Raw genomic sequence first — 4,458 nt, 5'->3', positions numbered from 1 at the left:
CGGCGGCGCAACGCTTTGTCGCCATGGCCGATGCTGATGGCAAGACCAGCGTCACCATCGAGATATTGCATGTCGCCGGTTGGGCGCCCGGCCCTGGCCAGCCCAGCCCCAAGGCGCCGGGCAGCGCCACCACCAGCCTGGCCGACGCGCTCAAGAGCCGTGTGTAGCTTGCCGGAATCGCTTTCATCGCCCAAGCTTGGCGCAATGGATGCCGCTGCCACCTATCTGGTCGTGATCGACGACAGCCCGGAAAGCCAGGTGGCGATGCGCTTTGCCGTGCTGCGCGCCGCGCATGTGGGTGCCGATGTGCGGCTGGTGAGCGTGGTAAGGCCCACCGAGTTCATGCATTTCGGCACTGTGCAATCGATGATGGCCGCCGAAGCCCGTGCCGAGGCCGAAGCCTTGCTGGAGCAGTTGGCCGGCGAGGCCGAAGCGATGCACTGCGCCCGGCCCGGCGCTCTGGTGCTGGAAGGTGAGCCATCGGCGGTGATCCTGGCGCATGTGAAGGACAATCCTGGCATCCGCGCGCTTGTGCTTGGCACGGCCAGCCGCGGCAGCCCTGGTCCGCTGGTCAGTTTCTTTGCTGGTGAACGCGTTGGCAGCCTGCCGTGCATCCTGATGCTGGTGCCCGGCAGCCTTGATACCGACCGGCTGGCAACGATTGCATGAGCGTGGCCGCTGAATCACGACAGAAACTGTCTGATTTGACTTGAAGGCAGCGGGCGGCTGGGCCATATCGCAGCCAAGCGAAGGAAAGGCCCCGCCATGTTCATCGAAACCGAACAGACCCCCAATCCGATGACCCTGATGTTTCGTCCCGGCCAGAAAGTGACCGGCGGTGACAGTGTGGACATTCCGACCCCTGAAGCCGCTGAAGCCTCGCCGCTGGCCGCCGCCTTGTTTGCGCTGGGCGATGTGGACCGGGTGTTTCTGGGCCATGATTTCGTTTCGGTCACCCGCAATCCGGCTGGCGCCGATTGGCCGTCGCTCAAGCCGCAGATTCTGGGCGTGCTGGTCGATCATTTCACCAGCGGCGCGCCGCTGTTTACCGGCTCGGTCGCCGAAGCCGCCACCGATGATGATCCCGCCGATGCCGAGATCGTCATGCAGATCCGCGAGCTGATCGAAACCCGGGTGCGCCCGCAGGTGGCCGAAGATGGTGGCGACATTGTTTATCGCGGTTTCCGCGAGGGCACGGTGTTCCTCGAGATGCAGGGCGCCTGCTCCGGCTGCCCGTCCAGCACGATGACGCTCAAGATGGGCATTGAATCGCTGCTGAAATATTATGTACCCGAAGTTCTCGACGTGCGGGCGGTCTGATCATGGCCGGGCCACCACTGGACGGCGCCGCCCTGGCGCAGTTGTTCACCGATGCCCGCACCCACTATGGCTGGGACGACACGCCGGTATCCGAAGCCGATCTGCGCCAGCTGTATGATCTGGTGAAGATGGGGCCGACATCGGCCAATGGCTCGCCAGCGCGGTTCCTGTTCTGCCATAGCGTCGATGCGCGGGCGAAGCTGGCCGCTGCTGTTAGCGCCGCCAACCAGCCCAAGGTGACGGCCGCACCCGTGACGGTAATCATCGGTTTTGACCCGAAATTCCATGATCGGCTGCCTGAACTGTTTCCGCACGTCGATGCGCGGCCGTGGTTCAACTGGAACGCCGATTTCGCGCGGGAAACCGCCTTCCGCAACGCCTCCCTGCAGGGCGCCTATCTGATCATGGCAGCGCGCGCGCTGGGCTGGGACACCGGGCCCATGTCGGGCTTTGACAAAAAAGCCGTGGACGCGGCTTTCTGGGGCGATACCGGGATCGAAACCAACTTCATCTGCTCGCTGGGCAAGGGCAATGGCGAGGGCCTGTTCCCGCGTTTGCCGCGCTTGGCGTTTGAGGATGCCGCGCAAATCCTGTAGCGGCGCGGGCGTGACCATCCTTGCCCTTTCCACGTCGTCGCCCGCCTTGTCGATCGCTCTGGTCGATGGCGGCCACGTGCTGGCGCGGCATCACGCGCTGATCGGGCGCGGCCATGCCGAAGCGCTGGTGCCGGCGATTGCAGCGCTGCTGGGTGATCAGCGGGTCGACAGCATCATCGTCGACATTGGCCCTGGCAGCTACACCGGCATCCGTATCGGAATCGCGGCTGCCCGCGCACTGGGCGTGGCCTGGGGGGTGCCGGTGCACGGTGCATCAGCGCTGTCTTTGGTGGCAGCACAGGCCTTTGCCGCCGATCCGCTGCTTGCAGAAACATTTGCACTCATCGATGCCGGGCGCGGCCATGCGGCCGGCGCGCTGATCCGCTCCGATCTGTTGGCACCGCCGCCGGCCATGGTGACGATTGCGCCCACCGGTGTCGCGCTGGCGGGGGCTGGTGCTGCCTTGCTGCCGGGCGCGGCCGCGCTGCACCTTGATCACCCCGATGCCGCCTTTGCCGGGTTGCTGCCGGCGGCCGCACTGGGTTTGCCGCAGGCGCTTTACGCCGGCGACTGAGCTGATTATTCCGTCGCCTGTGGAACGCCCTCCCGCCCCGGACCCCGCCCAAAGCCCTGGCCCAAATTCTGGCCTGCTCATCGTGCCGGCTGATGAGCGGCATCTGGAGGCGATGATGGCCGTGATGCACGCCGCCTTTGACCCGCTTTATGGCGAAGCCTGGTCTTCGTCCCAACTGGGTGCGACGCTGACATTGCCGGGCTGTTGGGGAAGACTGGCACTGCTCGGAAACCAGTCCGTTGGTTTCAGCCTGTGTCGTGCCGCTGGACCAGAAGTGGAGCTGCTGTTGATTGCGGTTTCTCCACAAGTGCGCCGGAATGGTGTTGCAGGGCGCTTGCTGATGCGCGTGCAGGAAGACGCGCTGGTTCGCGGCGCGAGCGAATTGTTCCTTGAAGTGCGCGAGGATAATGAACCTGCCAAGTATCTGTATAATCGCGCAGGTTTTGTGCAGGTTGGCCAGCGCGCTGATTATTATACCGCCAAGGATGGAAGCCGCCGCGCTGCGATTACCATGAGATATAGTATGGAACAGTTGACAGGCTGATGTTTTCGGGTTGCAAAATTGTTGATCAAACGTCAATGACAGAATTGCGGCTATAAGAACCGCGAATGTTCAAGGGTCAAGGACATCCATATGACAGAAAATTCACAGTCTCACGCAGAATTGCTGGCGCTGACGGCGGACATCGTCTCGTCGCATTTCGCCAACAACACGGTTGCGCCCGGTGAAGTCCCCGGCGTCATTGAAGCCGTCTATGCCACGCTTGCTCGGCTGGGGTCGCCTGTCGAAGCACCGGCACCCAAGCAGGAACCCGCCGTCGCGATCCGTTCGTCGATCAAGCCAGATTTCATTGTCTGCCTGGAAGACGGCAAGAAGCTGAAGATGCTGAAGCGTCACCTGATGACGCGTTATGGCATGACGCCCGACGATTATCGCACCAAGTGGGGCCTGTCGTCTGATTATCCGATGGTTGCGCCCAATTATGCCGAACAGCGTCGGACGCTGGCCAAATCGATCGGCCTGGGCACCAAGCGCACCTCCAAACCGCGCGGTCGCCCGCGCAAGAACCCGGCCTGAACCATCAGGCTGCAATCGCTGGCGCGGGGGTAGGGGCCGCACCAGCAATTGCCCCGCTTGCCCAAGCCCGTCTTGCACCCTAATTGGGGAGCAGGGCGGGCTTTGGCATGCCCGGCGGGAGAATGATCGTGAATACGCCGATCGATATCGAGGCGCTGTGCCTGAAAAAGGGCCTGCGCATCACCGAGCAGCGCCGGGTCATTGCCCGCGTGCTGAGCGAAGTCACTGATCACCCCGATGTGGAATCGCTGCACCGCCGTGTCGCCGAAGTCGATCCGCGCATTTCGATCGCCACCGTCTATCGCACGGTGAAGCTGTTCGAAGAGGCCGGCATCTTGGAACGCCACGAGTTTCAGGGCGGCAGATCGCGTTATGAAACCGTGGCGGATGGCCATCATGATCATCTGATCGATATCGATACCGGTGACGTGATCGAGTTCCACGATCCGGAACTGGAAGAATTGCAGCGCCGGATTGCCGAAAAGCTAGGCTATCGACTCGTCGATCATCGCATGGAGCTTTATGGCCAGGCCCTCAAGAAGCCGGTTTGAGGCTCAGTTTGTGGTCATGAATTGATTCAGCGCCGCCCACCGTCGGTCCGGCGTCTGGGCACTGCCCGTACCGCGCTGGGGGCCGTGGCCACCGCGGCCACCATCGTGCCGGCCGAACTATTGCTGCGCATCGCGACCTTTCGCAACCGACCCTATCTGCCGATCTGGTTTCACCGCGGCCTGTCGCGGTCATTGGGCGTCCGCATCCGCATGCACGGTGCGCCGCCGCCGGGCGGCAAGATACTCTATGTCGCCAACCACCTGAGCTGGACCGATATTCCCGTGCTGGGCGCGCGTATCAACGCCAGTTTTGTCGCCAAATCAGAAGTCGCCGGCTGG

General features: G+C 63.0%; 8 protein-coding genes. All 8 read left to right on the top strand.

The genetic code is table 11. From position 1 onward, the window contains the following. Positions 1 to 204 precede the first annotated feature (204 nt). A complete protein-coding gene (locus RMO81_RS03825) occupies positions 205 to 669 on the top strand; it encodes a universal stress protein (RefSeq protein WP_310474416.1) in 465 nt (154 codons plus the stop codon). A gap of 96 nt (positions 670 to 765) precedes the next feature. Then, positions 766 to 1,320, top strand: a complete 555-nt coding sequence (locus RMO81_RS03820) for a NifU family protein (RefSeq protein WP_310474415.1) — start codon at positions 766 to 768, stop codon at positions 1,318 to 1,320. A 2-nt stretch (positions 1,321 to 1,322) separates the two neighbouring features. Then, a complete protein-coding gene (locus tag RMO81_RS03815; RefSeq protein WP_310474414.1) occupies positions 1,323 to 1,916 on the top strand; it encodes a malonic semialdehyde reductase in 594 nt (197 codons plus the stop codon). A gap of 10 nt (positions 1,917 to 1,926) precedes the next feature. After that, the gene (gene tsaB / locus RMO81_RS03810; protein WP_310474413.1) at positions 1,927 to 2,490 is read left to right on the top strand and encodes a tRNA (adenosine(37)-N6)-threonylcarbamoyltransferase complex dimerization subunit type 1 TsaB; all 564 of its coding nucleotides are present in this window, start codon (positions 1,927 to 1,929) and stop codon (positions 2,488 to 2,490) included. A gap of 112 nt (positions 2,491 to 2,602) precedes the next feature. Beyond that, positions 2,603 to 3,034, top strand: coding sequence for a GNAT family N-acetyltransferase (locus tag RMO81_RS03805; protein ID WP_310474412.1), 432 nt, complete (start codon positions 2,603 to 2,605; stop codon positions 3,032 to 3,034). Positions 3,035 to 3,124: 90 nt separating this feature from the next. Then, entirely contained in the window at positions 3,125 to 3,568 is a 444-nt protein-coding gene (locus RMO81_RS03800) for a MucR family transcriptional regulator (RefSeq protein ID WP_310474411.1), read from the top strand. A 128-nt stretch (positions 3,569 to 3,696) separates the two neighbouring features. Beyond that, positions 3,697 to 4,119, top strand: coding sequence for a Fur family transcriptional regulator (locus tag RMO81_RS03795; RefSeq protein WP_310474410.1), 423 nt, complete (start codon positions 3,697 to 3,699; stop codon positions 4,117 to 4,119). A gap of 84 nt (positions 4,120 to 4,203) precedes the next feature. After that, on the top strand, positions 4,204 to 4,458 hold a 255-nt coding region (locus RMO81_RS03790), incomplete at its 3' end, for a lysophospholipid acyltransferase family protein (protein WP_409049577.1).

This window comes from Sandarakinorhabdus sp. (genome assembly GCF_031422795.1).
In the GTDB taxonomy this organism is placed as follows: domain Bacteria; phylum Pseudomonadota; class Alphaproteobacteria; order Sphingomonadales; family Sphingomonadaceae; genus Sandarakinorhabdus.
Note: the sequence above shows the minus strand (reverse complement) of the source record. Positions and strands in the feature narration are given on the sequence as shown.